General features: G+C 49.2%; 18 protein-coding genes. All 18 read left to right on the top strand.

Annotated features, from left to right (window positions below; all coding sequences use genetic code 11):
* The first annotated feature begins 63 nt into the window (after positions 1-63).
* Positions 64-1,092, top strand: a complete 1,029-nt coding sequence (locus tag KNQ08_RS11025; RefSeq protein ID WP_214805617.1) for an ABC transporter permease — start codon at positions 64-66, stop codon at positions 1,090-1,092.
* Positions 1,089-1,757, top strand: a complete 669-nt coding sequence (locus KNQ08_RS11020) for an ABC transporter ATP-binding protein (protein ID WP_214771703.1) — start codon at positions 1,089-1,091, stop codon at positions 1,755-1,757. The genes KNQ08_RS11025 and KNQ08_RS11020 overlap by 4 nt, the downstream gene beginning before the upstream one ends.
* 153 nt (positions 1,758-1,910) lie before the next feature.
* Positions 1,911-2,867 (top strand): hypothetical protein, encoded by a 957-nt coding sequence (locus KNQ08_RS11015; RefSeq protein WP_214771700.1) that lies wholly within the window; start codon positions 1,911-1,913, stop codon positions 2,865-2,867.
* 72 nt (positions 2,868-2,939) lie between these two features.
* Positions 2,940-3,569 (top strand): uracil phosphoribosyltransferase, encoded by a 630-nt coding sequence (gene upp / locus KNQ08_RS11010; protein WP_029342745.1) that lies wholly within the window; start codon positions 2,940-2,942, stop codon positions 3,567-3,569.
* 125 nt (positions 3,570-3,694) lie between these two features.
* The gene (gene wecB, locus KNQ08_RS11005; protein WP_214724159.1) at positions 3,695-4,828 is read left to right on the top strand and encodes a non-hydrolyzing UDP-N-acetylglucosamine 2-epimerase; all 1,134 of its coding nucleotides are present in this window, start codon (positions 3,695-3,697) and stop codon (positions 4,826-4,828) included.
* Positions 4,829-5,605: 777 nt separating this feature from the next.
* Complete coding sequence (locus KNQ08_RS11000) at positions 5,606-5,824, top strand: AtpZ/AtpI family protein (protein ID WP_023469502.1); 219 nt, start codon at positions 5,606-5,608, stop codon at positions 5,822-5,824.
* Positions 5,821-6,207 (top strand): ATP synthase subunit I, encoded by a 387-nt coding sequence (locus KNQ08_RS10995; protein ID WP_214805615.1) that lies wholly within the window; start codon positions 5,821-5,823, stop codon positions 6,205-6,207. The genes KNQ08_RS11000 and KNQ08_RS10995 overlap by 4 nt, the downstream gene beginning before the upstream one ends.
* An 8-nt stretch (positions 6,208-6,215) precedes the next feature.
* Positions 6,216-6,959 (top strand): F0F1 ATP synthase subunit A, encoded by a 744-nt coding sequence (gene atpB / locus KNQ08_RS10990; protein WP_023469500.1) that lies wholly within the window; start codon positions 6,216-6,218, stop codon positions 6,957-6,959.
* A 75-nt stretch (positions 6,960-7,034) separates the two neighbouring features.
* Positions 7,035-7,247: a F0F1 ATP synthase subunit C gene (atpE, locus tag KNQ08_RS10985; RefSeq protein WP_023469499.1), complete on the top strand. Its 213-nt coding sequence runs from the start codon at positions 7,035-7,037 to the stop codon at positions 7,245-7,247.
* A 127-nt stretch (positions 7,248-7,374) separates the two neighbouring features.
* Positions 7,375-7,905, top strand: a complete 531-nt coding sequence (gene atpF / locus KNQ08_RS10980; protein ID WP_214805613.1) for a F0F1 ATP synthase subunit B — start codon at positions 7,375-7,377, stop codon at positions 7,903-7,905.
* Positions 7,905-8,438: a F0F1 ATP synthase subunit delta gene (locus KNQ08_RS10975; protein ID WP_050676947.1), complete on the top strand. Its 534-nt coding sequence runs from the start codon at positions 7,905-7,907 to the stop codon at positions 8,436-8,438. The genes atpF and KNQ08_RS10975 overlap by 1 nt, the downstream gene beginning before the upstream one ends.
* A 19-nt stretch (positions 8,439-8,457) precedes the next feature.
* Positions 8,458-9,966, top strand: a complete 1,509-nt coding sequence (atpA, locus tag KNQ08_RS10970) for a F0F1 ATP synthase subunit alpha (protein WP_023469496.1) — start codon at positions 8,458-8,460, stop codon at positions 9,964-9,966.
* A 42-nt stretch (positions 9,967-10,008) separates the two neighbouring features.
* Positions 10,009-10,860 (top strand): ATP synthase F1 subunit gamma, encoded by an 852-nt coding sequence (gene atpG, locus KNQ08_RS10965; protein ID WP_029342739.1) that lies wholly within the window; start codon positions 10,009-10,011, stop codon positions 10,858-10,860.
* A gap of 36 nt (positions 10,861-10,896) precedes the next feature.
* The gene (atpD, locus tag KNQ08_RS10960) at positions 10,897-12,315 is read left to right on the top strand and encodes a F0F1 ATP synthase subunit beta (protein WP_029342738.1); all 1,419 of its coding nucleotides are present in this window, start codon (positions 10,897-10,899) and stop codon (positions 12,313-12,315) included.
* Positions 12,316-12,341: 26 nt separating this feature from the next.
* On the top strand, positions 12,342-12,755 hold the full coding sequence (locus tag KNQ08_RS10955; RefSeq protein WP_023469493.1) for a F0F1 ATP synthase subunit epsilon: 414 nt from the start codon (positions 12,342-12,344) through the stop codon (positions 12,753-12,755).
* A gap of 348 nt (positions 12,756-13,103) precedes the next feature.
* Positions 13,104-13,304, top strand: a complete 201-nt coding sequence (locus KNQ08_RS10950; RefSeq protein WP_230088486.1) for a DUF1146 domain-containing protein — start codon at positions 13,104-13,106, stop codon at positions 13,302-13,304.
* A gap of 251 nt (positions 13,305-13,555) precedes the next feature.
* Positions 13,556-14,860, top strand: a complete 1,305-nt coding sequence (murA, locus tag KNQ08_RS10945; protein ID WP_214771697.1) for a UDP-N-acetylglucosamine 1-carboxyvinyltransferase — start codon at positions 13,556-13,558, stop codon at positions 14,858-14,860.
* A 219-nt stretch (positions 14,861-15,079) separates the two neighbouring features.
* Complete coding sequence (gene mreB / locus KNQ08_RS10940; RefSeq protein WP_149427919.1) at positions 15,080-16,060, top strand: rod shape-determining protein MreB; 981 nt, start codon at positions 15,080-15,082, stop codon at positions 16,058-16,060.
* Positions 16,061-16,193: the final 133 nt, after the last annotated feature.

Below are 16,193 nucleotides of genomic sequence, written 5' to 3'. Positions count from 1 at the left end.
TGTTCCGTTCATATTGCAGTCGTATCATCAATCCTGTAGCGAACATACAGGAGGGATCACGCGATGAAGTTAGGATGGAAAGAACTCGTCCGAATGAAAGGACGATTCAGTTGGATGACGATCGTGACGATGTTGATCGTCTTATTGATTTTGATGATCACCGGTCTTGCGGACGGGCTGGCCTACGACAATGGGGCTGCCGTCCGGAATCTACCGGTCGAGCAGTTTGCGCTGAGCAAAGATGCAGAAGGACAGCTGACGCGTTCGTTCTTACAGGCGGACGAGACACCAAAGGGCGCGGAAGCACTCGGTGTCCAGAACATGGTGCTTGAGAAGAAGAATGGAACGAAGGATGATGTGACGGTCTTTGCGTTACCAGAGACGACGAATTATGGTCCAAAACAGTTGCAATCATTGCAAAAAGGTGAAGTTCTCGTTGATGCTGCGTACGCGGAGCAACGCGGAACCCGTGTTGGCGATACGATTACGGATTTTCGGACGAAAGAGACGTTCCGAATTGCCGGTACAGTAACGGACGGACGTTATAGTCACGCACCGGTCCTTTGGATGACGGATGAATCGTGGCAAGCATGGCAATCGAAGATGGGGGCATCATACGTCTCAGCGTATATCGGTCAGTCGTTGCAAACGGATCAAGCCGTCTTCTCAAAACAAGCAGTCGTTGAGAACGTACCAGGCTATGCAGCGGAGCAAAACTCCTTCCAGATGATGCGGGTCGCACTCGTCGTCATCGGGGCATTGATTCTGACTGCCTTCTTCTATATTTTGACGATGCAAAAGATGAAACAGCTCGGTGTCTTGAAGGCAATCGGCATCCGGACCCGGACGATGGGTGCGAGTCTACTCGTACAAGTCATCCTCTTGACGAGCCTCGCCTTTGCTGTCAGCGTCGCCATCACCTATTTAACAAGTCGTTTCTTACCGGCGGATCTTCCATTCCGTTTTGAATGGTCGACTAGTCTGATGTACGGCGGCATTTTACTCGTAACGGCAATCCTCGGTGCGCTCGTTCCGTTACGGATGGTCAAGAAACTCGAAGCGGCAGATGCGATGGGAGGAATGAACGGATGATTCGATTAAATCAGATTGAGCAAAGTTATGGTGAGATGACGGTTCTACATGACATCAACTTACAAGCAGAAGCGGGTGAGTTGATTGCCCTCGTCGGACCAAGTGGTAGCGGGAAAAGTACATTGCTCCAGTTGCTTGGATTGTTACAGACACCAACGAACGGTGCCGTCTACTTTGATGATACGTGCGTCAGTGAAGCAGCGGACGAAGAACGTCGTCGTTTGCGTCTCGAGGAAGTCGGGTTCATCTTTCAAGAATCGCATCTCGTACCATTTTTGACAGCAGGAGAGCAACTCGAATTGGTCGCAAAGGAGGCTGGACGGACGGTTGACGCGACGGCGGCGCTCGCCGTGTTCGGACTCGAGCACCGGAAAGACCATTTGCCGCACGCCTTATCAGGTGGCGAACGACAACGTGTCGCGATTGCCCGGGCCTTCGTCAATGAACCACGACTTGTACTCGCGGATGAACCGACGGCAAGTCTCGATTATCCGAATGGTCGCCGGGTGATGGAGCTGTTGCAACAACAAGCGCATGAGTCGAACAAGACCGTCATCGTCATCACGCATGACGAACGGATGCTTGACGTCTGTGACCGGATTTGGCGGATTGAAGATGGGCGGATCACGGAAGCAACAGCATCCCGATCCTATTCTCATCGTTAAACGATTCATCCTCTTGTTTTCGTACATCGACGTACGAAAACAAGAGGTTTTTTTCAATGCTTCGTCAAGAAGATAGGGGAAACGAACCATTTGCGGAAGCGTTATCTTTGCTATACTTAACCGTAGTAAAAAAAGATAAAGGTGGAAATAAATGTGAACTTATCAACCTTGATCCAATCAGAACTTCAAGCCATTCAAACGGAACGCCTGACAGAATGGTTCACCCATAAAAGCCACGAGCGCCGGGAATATTACCGGATGCTCGAAGATTTCAAAGCAATCGTCATCATGCAACAGGCAGGATTTTATGAACAGGCAGATGCTCGTTTTGAACAGTGGAAGATCTTACCGATGCCAGCAGAAGTCTATCGTTATCGCCTGGCGATCGCAGGAAAAGCAGGTGGGAAGCGTCTTGCCCAGAAGCGATTGGCATCCTTTCCCATGACGGTTCAGAATCATCCGCAATTGAAAGACTGGAAGCGACTCGGAAAACTGAATCCATGGTGGATTGGTGGAGCCGTTGCTGTCGTCTCTCTCGTTCTCGTCTGGACACAGTTGGATAGCGAACCCGCAACACCAGTCGCAACGAAACAAACAGAGGTCGAGCAACAACTCGCAGCGCTGCAAACGGAAGTCGAACAGTTAAAAGAAAAAAACGAGCAGCTGGCAAGTGAGCAAGAAAAAGCGAAAGCGATTAAGCCAGAGAAGAAGGAGACTTCTTCCGAAACAAAGCAGACGCAACTACCTCCGAAAGAAGCACTCGAGCAAGGGGTTGCTGCTGTTCAGGCGAAAGACTACAAACGAGCAGACAGTGTCTTGACCGGATCCGTCTTGACGAACAAAGAGACAGCAGGTATGGCACGCTTCTATAAGTTGATCGCTGTCGGAAAGCTCAAGCAGACGACACAGGCGGATTATATTGCCTATCGGAAAGATTTCCCGAAGTCCGGATACATGAGTGACGTCCTCTGGATGCAAGCGGTCTATGAACAAAAATATAAAAAAGGTGATTATCGTGCGACCTTGCAAGAACTCGCGAAACAACCGGACAATGAATGGTCTTACGCCGCAAAAGCAATTCTATCAGGGAAGAGTACGCTCGGAAACTGACGAAAAAACAGTTCCCAAGCAGTACGTTTTTAGAGTACAATGCGAAAAGAGAATGGAGAGGAGATGCAAACAATGAGTAAAGTACATGTATTTGATCACCCATTGATTCAACACAAGATGACGATCATGCGTAAAGTCGAAACAGGAACGAAACAATTCCGGGAACTTGTCGACGAGGTGGCTTCATTGATGGCATATGAAATCACACGTGACCTTCCACTCACAGATGTCGCGATCGAGACACCGGTCACGAAGACGACGCAAAAGATGATCGAAGGCAAGAAACTCGGGATCGTCCCGATTCTCCGCGCCGGTCTCGGTATGGTCGACGGCATGCTCCGCATGATGCCGAACGTCAAAGTCGGTCACATCGGTTTGTACCGTGACCCAGAGACACTCGAGCCAACGGAATACTACCTCAAGCTCCCAACAGACGTCGCAGAACGTGATTTCGTCGTCGTTGACCCGATGCTTGCGACAGGTGGTTCGGCGGCAGACGCCATCTCCTCCTTAAAGAAACAAGGGGCAAAGAGCATCAAGCTCGCATGTCTCTGTGCAGCACCTGAAGGCGTCAAACGCGTTCAAGAAGAACACCCGGATGTCGACATCTATCTCGCGGCACTCGACGAGAAGTTGGACGACCACGGATATATCGTCCCAGGACTCGGTGATGCAGGAGACCGTCTCTTCGGAACGAAGTAAAAAACAGCAAGCTACACAAAAAGACCGCAGACGATGATCTGCGGTCTTTTCGTTGCTATTTCGTAAACTGCGCAAGACTGCTGAAGTATGCTTTAATGAAAAAAGGAAAAAAGGAGGAAGTCACCATGCCGATTACAGTCATGCCGATTTTCGGGACACGACCGGAAGCCATCAAGATGGCACCGCTCGTCAATGCCCTGAAGCAACACCCTGCTTTTGATGTTCATGTTACGATCACTGCCCAGCACCGCGAGATGCTCGATCAAGTGCTCGATTTATTCGAAATCCAACCGGATCATGATTTAAATATCATGAAGCAACGTCAGACACTTGTTGATATTACGACGCGTGGTCTCGAGGGACTCGATGCGATTATGAAGGAGATCAAGCCAGATCTTGTCCTCGTTCATGGGGATACGACGACGACGTTCGTCGGAAGCCTGGCTGCCTATTACAATCAGATCGCAGTCGGTCACGTCGAGGCGGGACTGCGCACGTATAATAAATACTCGCCGTTCCCGGAAGAGGTCAATCGTCAGTTGACGTCGACGCTCGCGGACTTACATTTTGCTCCGACAGCACAAGCAGCAGCGAATCTCGCATCCGAGAACCGTCACGCTGGTGTCTACATCACGGGGAATACGGCAATCGATGCTCTGCAGACGACCGTTCAAACCGATTATGTCCATCCGATGCTTGAGACGGTCGGGGACCGGAAGCTGATCCTGATGACGGCACATCGTCGTGAGAACCAAGGCGAGAAGATGCATCAGATGTTCCGGGCGATTCGTCGCCTCGTCGATGCGTTCCCGGATACGCATGTCGTCTATCCGGTTCACCTCAATCCGGTCGTTCAAGAAGCTGCGAAGACGGTCTTTGAAGGGCATGATCGAATTTCTCTGATCGCCCCACTCGATGTGTTTGATTTCCATAACTTCGCGAGCCGTGCGCATTTAATCCTGACTGATTCAGGTGGCGTACAGGAAGAAGCACCGTCGCTTGGTGTACCTGTGCTTGTCTTACGCGACACGACGGAGCGTCCAGAAGGGATTGCTGCCGGAACGTTGAAGCTTGCCGGTACGGAAGAAGAGACGATTTATCAGATGGCAACGGAACTTTTGACGAACGAAACACTTTATCAAGAGATGGCGCATGCCTCGAATCCGTATGGCGATGGTCATGCGTCCGAACGCATCGTCCAAGCAATCCTGCATCACTTCGGTCAAGGGGAAGCTCCGGCACCGTTACTCACACAATAAAAAACGACGATCACCCTCCGAATCGCTTACATTCACTTGCTTTCCTCAGGCGAGACGTGAGCCGCGTCTCATCGTCCTTAGACGAGGAGTCGGGTCTCACTTGTCTCTGACAGCACAAAGACTTGTGCTTTTTCCTGTAGGAGTCGCGTGAAATAAGCGATTCTTTTTTGTTTTAGTACATCTATGACGGCAAAAGATTTTAGTTTACAGGAATAATATCTTTAAATCTTACCATTTCCACTAAATTCAGCCCATTTGTTTAGAAAATGTAAAACCAGATGACCTTGAAACTGGAAAGGAAACGATGACGATTCAAGCTGTGACGTACCGCACGATTGAAAAAATGGAAATCGCTGAAATGTATTGTTACAAACAGATGTCAGAGCTGTTTTTATGTCCCGATTCGGAAGCGTTTTCAATTGTGAACAAAAAATGTTTTTTCACAAAATCGACACAAATCAATTTTAGAGGTCTTGTTTCGCTTTAACGGGCACGATATAACGTTACTATTCAACGGTTTTGTTCACCATATGAACAATCTCTTTAACCGTTGATAGTACTACATATTTTCTTCACATCTTCGTGAAATGACTTGCATGGAAGACATCTGTGAAAACCTTATCAATCGTTGATATGTATAGGTTTTTCGGCTCTGTTTTTATTGTGAATTCATTTGACTATGAAAGCTGCTTCATTGTATTCTTGACTAGTATGAAAATCCGCAAATTGTGGGAAAGAAAAAGAACTCACAATTGGGAAAAAAGGGGGTCGTCTCTAGTGCGCCAAAGTGGGCTCGCGAAGAGTATGGTCATGGCCTCGCAAATTTCGACGGCACTGGCTGCACCGATCGTCATTGGCTTTTTGGTTGGGAACTATGGGGAACAACAACAATGGTGGGAAAAAATGGGTGCGACGTTCGCCGTGTTCATCGGGATTTTCATCGGCATTCTTTGCATGATCGCCATGATCAGGCACTTGTTAGGGGAGAAGACATGAACATCATCCTTCAAGATGCGTTGTATCGTGCGTACTTACGATGGTTTGGACTCTTTTACGGAATCCTGGCTGTCCTGCTGCTCATCGGACGCCCGAGTGACCTAGTCATCTATGGACTAGCACTTGGTGGAACTGGCAGCTTTCTGATCTTGACGCTTCAACGACTCAGCGTCGATCGGATGTATCGTGTAATCGAGACGGGGCGCAAGCCAGTGTCTCGAGGGACCGTTTCACGCATGGCGGTCGCGGTACTTTGTGTGATGATCGGTTTGAAGTATCAAACTGAATTGTCATTAACTGCGGTGGTAATAGGCCTTCTCGCCGGCCACGTCATACAATTTTGTGAGTTCTTGACTCACGAACTCAAGCGGGAAAAGAGGTGAATAGTCAAATGAACCACGAAATGCCACTTTACGAAATCCCACTCTGGGGTGACTTCGTTCTGTACGGTAGCTGGACGAACTTGATCACAGTATTGATTGCTGCTGCTCTCGTCTTCTTGATTGCCGTGGCCGGTACGCGACGTCTTGTGATGAAGCCAACCGGTGCTCAAAACGTGATGGAGATGTTCCTTGAATTCGTTCGCGGAATTATCAGCAGCACGATGGACTGGAAAACAGGGGGTCGCTTCCTTACGTTCGGAATGACATTATTCCTGTTCATCCTTGTGTCCAACATCATGGGTCTCCCATTCAACGTCGTGACGGGACACTACATTTGGTTCAACTCACCAACTGCAGATCCTTACGTGACACTGGCACTTTCATCTCTCGTAGTAGTCTTAAGTCATTACTACGGTGTGAAGATGCGAGGCTTCGGCGCTTATGCGAAAACATTCATGACGCCGATGTTTATCATTACCATCATCGAGGAGTTTGCAAACACGTTGACGCTCGGTCTTCGTCTTTACGGAAACATCTTCGCTGGTGAAATCATGATCGGAATCATTCTTTCGATCGGTATCGTCTCTGGTACGAACGATTTCCAATTCCTCGGACCAGTCGGCGCGATCATCTCGGGTATCCCGATGTTGATCTGGCAAGGATTCTCACTCTTCATCGGTGGTATCCAAGCGTATATCTTCCTTATCTTGACGATGGTTTACATCGGACATAAGGCAGCGCACGACCATTAATTCGAAGGTAAAGCATCCGCTTTTCCGATAACAGCACGACAAATCAATGAACATACTCTAGGGAGGCAATTTATCATGAATCTTATTGCAACAGCGATCATCATCGGACTCGGCGCACTCGGCGCAGGTATCGGTAACGGTCTTATCGTAAACGGTACAGTATTAGGTCAAGCACGTCAGCCAGAACTCAAAAACGAACTTCGTCAAACAATGTTCATCGGTATCGGTCTCGTTGAGGCACTTCCAATCATCGGTGTAGCGGTCGGTTTCCTTCTTCTCAACTCTTAATCCACGATTAACGAGAACGGACTACATAGGGCGCTATTCGTTCAACGTTTGAGTGAACCGTCACGGGAGCTTAGGCTCCCTTATGTAGATATTGAAGTTGAACCAACCACGAGGGGAGTGTAATCGAATGAATCTAACGTATCTTGCGGCAGAAACTGGTGGCGAAAGCCATCTCTTATTAGCCAACATGATCGTCACGATCGTCGTTTTCCTCTTGCTCCTCATCCTCTTGAAGAAATTCGCATGGGGCCCGCTCGTCAACATGATGAAAGCGCGGGAAGAGCATGTGGCTAGCGAGATCAACTCGGCTGAAAAGAGCCGTAAAGACGCTGAAGTCTACGTAGAACAACAACGCGAAGAATTAAACAAGGCGCGTACGGAAGCACGCGATCTTTTAGAAGCATCACGCCGTCAGGCAGAAGCAGAGCAAGCACGTGCGATGGAGCAGGCACGTCTTGAATCCGAAATGAGTAAGGAAGAAGCTCGCCGTGCGATCGAACGTGAACGCGCTGAAGCACAAGCTGCTTTGAAGAACGATGTCGCTCTTCAAGCAATCGCTGCAGCACGCCACGTCATGAAAACACAGCTTGCGACAGACGAAGCCGCTCAAAAAGCACTCGTCGATCAATTCCTTGCTGATACTAAGGGCACGAACTAATGCGTGATCACGTAGCGGGACGCTACGCAAAAGCGCTCTTCGATCTTGCGCTTGAGCACCATGTGCTCGAGCAAGCAGAAGCTGATGTGCGGACGCTCGGCGAAGTGCTCCACGCAACACCAGAGCTCGCTTCGGTTTTAGATAACCCATCGATTTCTGCTGAAGAGCTCAAGCAAGTTCTTCAAACAAGCTTCACTGGCTTCAACTCGATCGTCTTAAACACATTGCTTGTCATGGTCGAAAACGACCGGGCAGCAGAGATCGTTACATTACCGGAACACTTCATTGCATTATTGAATGAACACCGCAATGTCGCGACGGCAATCGTCACGAGTGCATACAAATTGTCAGACGAGGAACTCACGAAAGTGAAAGAGACGTTTGGCCAAAAATCAGGTAAAACGCTTGAAGTCGAGAACGTCGTCGACACGCGCGTCATCGGAGGACTTCGCGTCCAAATCGGTTACACGACATATGACGGTACGATCGAAACTAAACTAACGCGCCTTGAGCGTGAGCTGTTAAAAGCGTAAGAAAATAGGGGTGAAACGCATGAGCATTAGAGCTGAAGAAATCAGCGCCCTGCTTAAAGCGCGTATCGCGCAGTACGGTTCTACGATGGAAGTGAACGAGACAGGTACGGTCATCCAAATCGGTGATGGTATCGCTCGTGCACACGGACTCGACAACGTCATGTCGGGAGAGCTCGTAGAATTCGCTAACGGCACAATGGGCTTGGCGCAAAACTTAGAAGAAGGCAACGTCGGTATCATCATCCTCGGTGACTACCTTGAAATCAAAGAAGGCGACTCTGTTCGCCGTACGGGCCGCATCATGGAAGTACCAACAGGAGACGCACTCCTCGGACGTGTCGTCAACCCACTCGGTATGCCAATCGATGGTCTTGGTCCAATCGAAACAGAACACTACAACCCGATCGAGCGTAAGGCGTCTGGCGTCATGGCGCGTAAATCGGTACACGAACCACTTCAGACAGGAATCAAGGCGATCGATGCCCTCGTTCCAATCGGTCGTGGACAGCGTGAGTTGATCATCGGTGACCGTCAGACGGGTAAAACGTCGATCGCAATCGATACGATCATCAACCAAAAAGAAGAAAACATGATCTGTATCTACGTCGCAATCGGACAAAAAGAATCAACAGTCCGTGGCGTCGTCGAAACGCTCCGTAAAAACGGTGCCCTCGATTACACGATCGTCGTTTCGGCAGCGGCTTCACAGCCAGCTCCACTTCTTTACCTCGCACCATTCGCAGGTGTCGCGATGGGTGAACACTTCATGGACCAAGGCAAACACGTTCTTGTCATCTATGATGATCTTTCAAAACAAGCAGCTGCTTACCGTGAGCTTTCACTTCTCTTGAAACGCCCACCAGGCCGCGAAGCTTACCCAGGGGATGTCTTCTACCTCCACTCACGCCTTCTTGAGCGTGCGGCGAAGTTGAACGACGAGCTTGGTGCAGGTAGCTTGACTGCTCTTCCGTTCATCGAGACGCAAGCGTCGGATATCTCAGCTTATATCCCGACGAACGTTATCTCGATCACGGATGGTCAAATCTTCCTTCAATCGGATCTCTTCTTCTCAGGTGTCCGTCCCGCGATCAACCCGGGTCTCTCGGTATCGCGTGTAGGTGGTTCGGCTCAAGTAAAAGCGATGAAGAAGGTAGCGGGTACGCTCCGTCTTGACCTCGCATCTTACCGTGAGCTTGAAGCATTCGCTCAGTTCGGATCTGACCTTGATAAAGCGACTCAATCGAAGCTTAACCGTGGTGAGCGGACAGTTGAAGTCTTGAAACAAGACTTGAACCAACCACTTACTGTCGATAAGCAAGTCATCATCATCTATGCCTTGACTCGTGGTCACCTTGATGATGTTGCTGTAACGGATATTCGTCGTTTTGAAAAGGAACTCAACCTCTGGCTCGATCAAAACCGCAAACAACTTTGCGATGAGATCCGTAAGACAGGTAACCTTCCAGCAGACGAAGAGATCGTAGCAGCAATCTCAGAATTTAAGAAAACGTTCCAAGCGACGGTTTAATCCGGCGGAACGCTCTTGATACTAACAAGGTGGTGAATCGAAATGGCATCGTTGCGCGAGATACAAACGCGGATCAACTCGACGAAAAGTACGAAACAGATCACGAAAGCGATGAACATGGTTTCGGCGTCGAAACTGAACCGCGCTCAAGCACATAGCGCGAAGTTCCAACCTTACATGCTGAAAATGCAAGAGGTACTCGGAACCATTGCGAATGGCACGACAGGTGCGAGCCATCCGATGCTCGAGAAACGTCCCGTCCAAAAGACGGGCTACATCGTCATCACATCGGATCGCGGCTTAGCTGGTGCATATAACGCCAACGTGCTGCGTGAAGTCTACCGGGAAATCAAAGAAAAGCATACTGCGGACAGTTACGTTCTCTTCGTGGTCGGTAAAGTCGGTGTCCAGTTCTTCCGTTCACGCGGAATCACGGTCACGGATGCGATCACAGGCTTGAACGATTCTCCTTCGTATGTCGACGTCGCTGAGATCGTGAAGCGCACAGTGAGTGCGTTCACGCTTGGCGAAATCGACGAGCTCAAGCTGTGCTACAACCACTTCTTATCTGTCATCAGCCAAGAAGTGAAAGTCGAAACTCTTCTCCCACTCGGAGAAATCGAAGCTTCGTCTTCGACGACTTATGAGTACGAGCCAAGCGAGGAACAAATCCTTGCTGAACTCCTCCCGCGTTATGCGGAGAGCTTGATCTTCGGTGCGCTTCTTGACGCGAAAGTAGCAGAACATGCGTCACGTATGACAGCAATGCAAAGTGCGACAGATAACGCAGATGACTTGATCGGTCGATTGACTCTCGTCTACAACCGAGCTCGACAAGCTGCAATCACGCAAGAAATCACAGAGATCGTCAGTGGGGCTGCTGCACAGCAGTAATCCCGACTGACGTAACGATAGGTAGGAGGAAACACGATGAACGAACTCGGTTTAAAAGGCCGCGTCGTCGCGGTCATGGGACCTGTCATCGACGTTAAGTTCGAAGGACACTTACCGAACATCTACAACGCGCTTCGTATTCAATATACGCCGCAAACTGTAGAAGAAGTGGCTATCGACTTGACGCTTGAGGTCGCCCTGCACCTTGGTGACGACGTCGTCCGTACCATTGCGATGGACTCAACGGATGGAGTACGCCGTGGAATTGAAGTAATCGATACGAATGCTCCAATCTCGGTACCCGTCGGAGAAGCGACACTTGGTCGCGTCTTCAACGTACTCGGTAACCCAATTGATGAAAAAGAAATCGCTGCTGACGTGGAACGTCTTCCGATCCACAAAAAAGCACCGACTTTCGATAACCTTTCAACGAAAGTTGAAATTCTCGAGACTGGAATTAAAGTCGTCGACTTGCTCGCTCCTTACATCAAGGGTGGTAAGATCGGTCTCTTCGGTGGTGCCGGTGTAGGTAAGACCGTCCTCATCCAGGAATTGATCAACAACATCGCCCAAGAGCACAGCGGTATCTCGGTATTCGCAGGTGTTGGTGAGCGGACGCGTGAAGGAAATGACTTGTTCCACGAGATGACGGATTCAGGCGTTATTAAACAAACAGCGATGGTCTTCGGTCAGATGAACGAACCACCGGGTGCACGTCTTCGTGTTGCCTTGACTGGTTTGACGATGGCAGAGTACTTCCGTGATGAGCAAGGACAAGACGTTCTTCTCTTCGTTGATAACATCTTCCGTTACACACAAGCGGGTTCTGAGGTATCGGCCCTTCTCGGTCGTATGCCATCTGCCGTTGGTTACCAGCCGACACTCGCAACAGAGATGGGTATGCTCCAAGAGCGAATCACATCAACAAACAAAGGTTCGGTTACATCGATCCAAGCGGTTTATGTACCAGCCGATGACTATACTGACCCGGCTCCTGCGACGACGTTTGCTCACTTAGATGCAACGACGAACCTTGAGCGCCGTCTCTCTGAGATGGGGATCTATCCTGCCGTGGATCCACTTGCTTCGACATCACGTGCCCTTTCACCGGAAATCGTCGGCGAAGAGCACTACGGTGTTGCACGTCAAGTTCAGGAAACACTTCAGCGTTATAAAGAACTTCAAGATATCATCGCAATCCTCGGTATGGACGAGTTGTCAGAAGACGACAAATTGACTGTACACCGTGCGCGTCGTATCCAGTTCTTCTTGTCGCAGAACTTCCACGTAGCTGAGCAGTTCACAGGACAAAAAGGATCGTACGTCCCAGTTAAGGACACGATCCGCGGCTTCAAAGAAATCCTCGAAGGTAAACACGATGACTTAACGGAAGAAGCATTCCGTCTCGTCGGTCCGATCGAAGATGCGATTGAAAAAGCGAAGGCGCTTGTCTAAGTGACAAAGCATAAGGGGGACTTGAGATGAACACACTTCATGTCAATATCGTCACCCCGGATGGCGAAGTGTATGATGGCGATATCCGTATGGTCGTTGCGAAGACGATTTCTGGTGAGATCGGGGTTCTCCCACACCACGTCCCACTCGTAACACCACTCGATATCAGCATCTTGAAGTTGCGCCACGAAGATGGCGGACGCACGTTGATCGCTATCAGCGGTGGCTTTATGGAAGTGCGCCAGGATACTGTAACAGTTCTTGCGGAAACTGCGGAGCAAGCAGACAAGGTCGACTATGACCGTGCTGCAGCTGCGAAGGTTCGTGCAGAACGTCGTCTCCAGGACACGAAATTATCAGAACTCGAATTCAAGCGTGCTGAACTTTCACTGAAACGAGCAGTTAACCGTCTCAGCTTGAAAGACTACGGTCGCGATTGATTTGATGAAACCCCGGTTCCGTTCGCGGAACAGGGGTTTTTTTGTACAAACCATCAATGATTTTCCGTATGGCAACCGTTTTCGCAACACGATGAAGGATACAGGTTTAAAATACTGCAAAAATGTAAAAGTACACTATATGCCTCGTCTTCACGAATTCTTCAACCTTTTTTCAGTAGAAGACCAAATTTATCTTCAATAAATATATTTTATACGCTAAAATTAATTCAGCGTGTTCTTTTTTGTTTGCGCAATCATTCATTTTATGAAATCATAGTAGAGTTGAAGAAACTATGAAGAAGAGGTGCAACGAAAGTGACATCTATTGGTGTGAGTGCGTTAGTTAGTATGCTGGTCTATATCGTGGCGATTTTGCTCGCTTGGTGGTCCTTGTTACCAGTCAAATGGGAGAAAATCCTGCAACATCCTAAAGGACCGCATGCGGTAGCCTTACGAACGATTCTTGCGATTGCACTCGGATCCATCGTAGCGCGCTTTTTACTGGATTATGCCGGTTTTGCACAACGTCTTCAGTTTTTAATCGGGTGAACTTGTAACTGCATTGTAAACCCTGAAATGGTAATTTGTTTTACCATGGAACAGGACACTGCTCTTTCAATGAAGGAACACAGTCATTTAGCAATCATCTAACATTACAATCGAAACGTCGTATTGGCTTTGTAGTAAGAGATCAACTATAGGGAAGTTTCTTTTCTAACATTCGTTGAATTCCAACTATGATCCTCACCAATCACGAATTGAACATACTAGAACAGAAACGAAGCAGAGGAGTAGGGAGAATGGAAAAAATCGTTGTCCGTGGCGGACGTAAATTAGCTGGAACAGTCAAAGTAGAAGGTGCAAAGAACGCGGTCTTAAAAACACTCGTCGCGACATTGCTTGCATCAGAGGGACAATCAGTTCTTCAAAACGTACCACGTCTAGCAGACGTCTATACAATCAATAACGTCTTACGCAACTTGAACGCGGAAGTCGAATTCGACGCAGAAGCGAACACGGTGACGGTCAATGCAGAGCCGAATCTCAAAGACGAGGCACCACTCGAGTACGTGCGTAAGATGCGAGCTTCGATTCTCGTCATGGGTCCATTACTTGCACGCCTCGGGCGCGCACGTGTCGCAATGCCAGGTGGATGTGCAATTGGATCACGTCCGATCGATCTTCACTTGAAAGGATTCGAAGCGATGGGCGCAAAAACGATCATCGGAAACGGATTCGTTGAAGCACATGTCGACGGTCGCCTCCAAGGTGCAAAAATCTACCTCGACTTCCCATCAGTCGGTGCAACAGAAAACATCATGATGGCCGCGACACTCGCAGAAGGAACGACAATCATCGAAAACGTCGCAAAAGAACCAGAAATCGTAGACCTTGCTAACTTCTTGAACGCAATGGGCGCAAAAGTCCGCGGTGCAGGTACAGAAACGATCCGCATCGAAGGCGTCGAGAAATTACACGGTGCAACACACTATGTCATTCCTGACCGGATCGAAGCAGGTACGTTCATGATCGCAGCAGCGATCACAGAAGGTGACGTCGAAGTCATTGGCGCAGAGCGCGAACACCTTCGTCCACTCATCTCGAAGATGGAAGAGATGGGCGTTAAGATCACGGATACAGAAGAAGGTCTCCGTGTCGTCGGTCCAGCGAAACTCGAAGCAGTCGACGTCAAGACGATGCCACACCCAGGCTTCCCGACAGATGTTCAAGCACAAATGATGGCACTCGTCCTCAAAGCAGGCGGCACATCAGTCATCACGGAAACGGTCTTCGAAAACCGCTTCATGCACGTTGAAGAATTCCGTCGTATGAACGCTGACATCAAGATTGAAGGTCGTTCATCGATCATCAACGGTGGCGTCCAGTTGCAAGGTGCAGAAGTTCTTTCAACGGATCTTCGTTCAGGTGCGGCACTCGTCACAGCAGGATTGATCGCTGAAGGCGAAACACGCGTTGGTGCGCTTCACCACATCGACCGTGGATACGTTGACTTCCACTTGAAGTTACAAGCACTTGGTGCAGACGTAGAACGTGTGACAGAAGAAGCGACAGTCGTTGAAGAAACAGCTGCTACAAAACTTTAAGCACTTATATGAGAGCATCATCCCATTTTGCGGGATAATGCTCTTTTTTGTCGTCTTTTGAAAATGACGACAATGAAATCCGAAAAGGGGAAAAAGAAAGTCGTTTCATGAGGGGGCATATGCTAGAATTGAAAGGTATGTATACATAAATGGGTTAGACGTCCAAACGACGTTCTATATTTTGGAAGAATAGCCAGTGGGTAAAGGAGAGCACACGAGATGTTTTCAAGAGATATCGGAATCGACTTAGGGACGGCGAACGTCGTCATTCATGTCAAAGGGAGAGGCATCGTCCTCGATGAGCCATCGGTCGTCGCGATCGATAAGGCAACAGGTAAGATTCATGCGGTAGGTACGGAAGCACATTTGATGGTAGGGCGGACACCGGGGAACATCGTAGCCATTCGACCACTTCAAGACGGTGTCATTGCCGATTTCGAAATGACGGAAGCGATGCTTCGCCATTTCATCGATAAGATTGAAGTTCGTAAGATGTTCGGTGGAGTCCGGATGTTGATCTGTACACCAGCAAGCATTACGACAGTTGAAGCGAAAGCAATTCGTCAAGCCGGTGAAAAGTCAGGCGCAAAAACGGTCTTCCTTGAAGTCGAGCCGAAGGTCGCAGCAGTTGGTGCCGGTATGGACATTTGGATGCCAGCAGGGCACATGGTCATTGATATCGGTGGCGGAACGACGGATGTTGCCGTACTTTCGATGGGTGATATCGTATGCGGGGAGACGATCAAGGTCGCAGGAGATCGTTTCGACCACGACATCATTCGTTCGATCAAGGAGACACATAAGCTCATCATCGGAGAACGGACGGCACAAGCAGTCAAGACGACGGTTGCCACTGTATCAGAAGACGGACGTCGTGAGCAGATGGATATTCGTGGACGAAATCTCGTGACGGGTTTACCACACAACATCACGGTGACATCGGAAGAGATGCACGATGCGCTAGCGGAAGCAGCGATGGAGATCGTCGAAGCAACGAAGCGTGTGCTCGAGAAGACACCACCGGAGCTTGCAGCAGACATCATCGATCGTGGCATCATCTTAACAGGTGGGGGCGCGTTGCTGGACGGAATTGATCAACTGCTTGCAAAAGAACTCGGTCTACCGGTTCTGATCGCAGAAGATCCGATGTTATGTGTCGCGCGCGGTACAGGAATCATGCTCGACAATCTTGGGAAGTAAGAGCGTGTAAGCGTAAAGGATATGATCTCTCGTAAAAGTTCATTCCTATAACGACCGTCTTGTCCTTCTCGCTTTCCACAGGCGGGAGGTAAGCCGCGACAGCGTGCATTTCATGCGAGTTGTCGGGTCTTAC

Source organism: Exiguobacterium sp. s46 (assembly GCF_018618875.1).
GTDB classification, from domain to species: Bacteria; Bacillota; Bacilli; order Exiguobacteriales; family Exiguobacteriaceae; genus Exiguobacterium_A; species Exiguobacterium_A abrahamii.
This window is presented reverse-complemented; position numbering and strand designations above follow the sequence as displayed.

Bases quoted from the DNA above. Each gene is read 5' to 3' on its own strand.
- KNQ08_RS11025 (WP_214805617.1), top strand. From the start codon at position 64: ATGAAGTTAGGATGGAAAGAACTCGTCCGAATGAAAGGACGATTCAGT.
- KNQ08_RS11020 (WP_214771703.1), top strand. From the start codon at position 1,089: ATGATTCGATTAAATCAGATTGAGCAAAGTTATGGTGAGATGACGGTT.
- upp (WP_029342745.1), top strand. From the start codon at position 2,940: ATGAGTAAAGTACATGTATTTGATCACCCATTGATTCAACACAAGATG.
- wecB (WP_214724159.1), top strand. From the start codon at position 3,695: ATGCCGATTACAGTCATGCCGATTTTCGGGACACGACCGGAAGCCATC.
- KNQ08_RS10995 (WP_214805615.1), top strand. From the start codon at position 5,821: ATGAACATCATCCTTCAAGATGCGTTGTATCGTGCGTACTTACGATGG.
- atpB (WP_023469500.1), top strand. From the start codon at position 6,216: ATGAACCACGAAATGCCACTTTACGAAATCCCACTCTGGGGTGACTTC.
- atpE (WP_023469499.1), top strand. From the start codon at position 7,035: ATGAATCTTATTGCAACAGCGATCATCATCGGACTCGGCGCACTCGGC.
- atpF (WP_214805613.1), top strand. From the start codon at position 7,375: ATGAATCTAACGTATCTTGCGGCAGAAACTGGTGGCGAAAGCCATCTC.
- KNQ08_RS10975 (WP_050676947.1), top strand. From the start codon at position 7,905: ATGCGTGATCACGTAGCGGGACGCTACGCAAAAGCGCTCTTCGATCTT.
- atpA (WP_023469496.1), top strand. From the start codon at position 8,458: ATGAGCATTAGAGCTGAAGAAATCAGCGCCCTGCTTAAAGCGCGTATC.
- atpG (WP_029342739.1), top strand. From the start codon at position 10,009: ATGGCATCGTTGCGCGAGATACAAACGCGGATCAACTCGACGAAAAGT.
- atpD (WP_029342738.1), top strand. From the start codon at position 10,897: ATGAACGAACTCGGTTTAAAAGGCCGCGTCGTCGCGGTCATGGGACCT.
- KNQ08_RS10955 (WP_023469493.1), top strand. From the start codon at position 12,342: ATGAACACACTTCATGTCAATATCGTCACCCCGGATGGCGAAGTGTAT.
- KNQ08_RS10950 (WP_230088486.1), top strand. From the start codon at position 13,104: ATGCTGGTCTATATCGTGGCGATTTTGCTCGCTTGGTGGTCCTTGTTA.
- murA (WP_214771697.1), top strand. From the start codon at position 13,556: ATGGAAAAAATCGTTGTCCGTGGCGGACGTAAATTAGCTGGAACAGTC.
- mreB (WP_149427919.1), top strand. From the start codon at position 15,080: ATGTTTTCAAGAGATATCGGAATCGACTTAGGGACGGCGAACGTCGTC.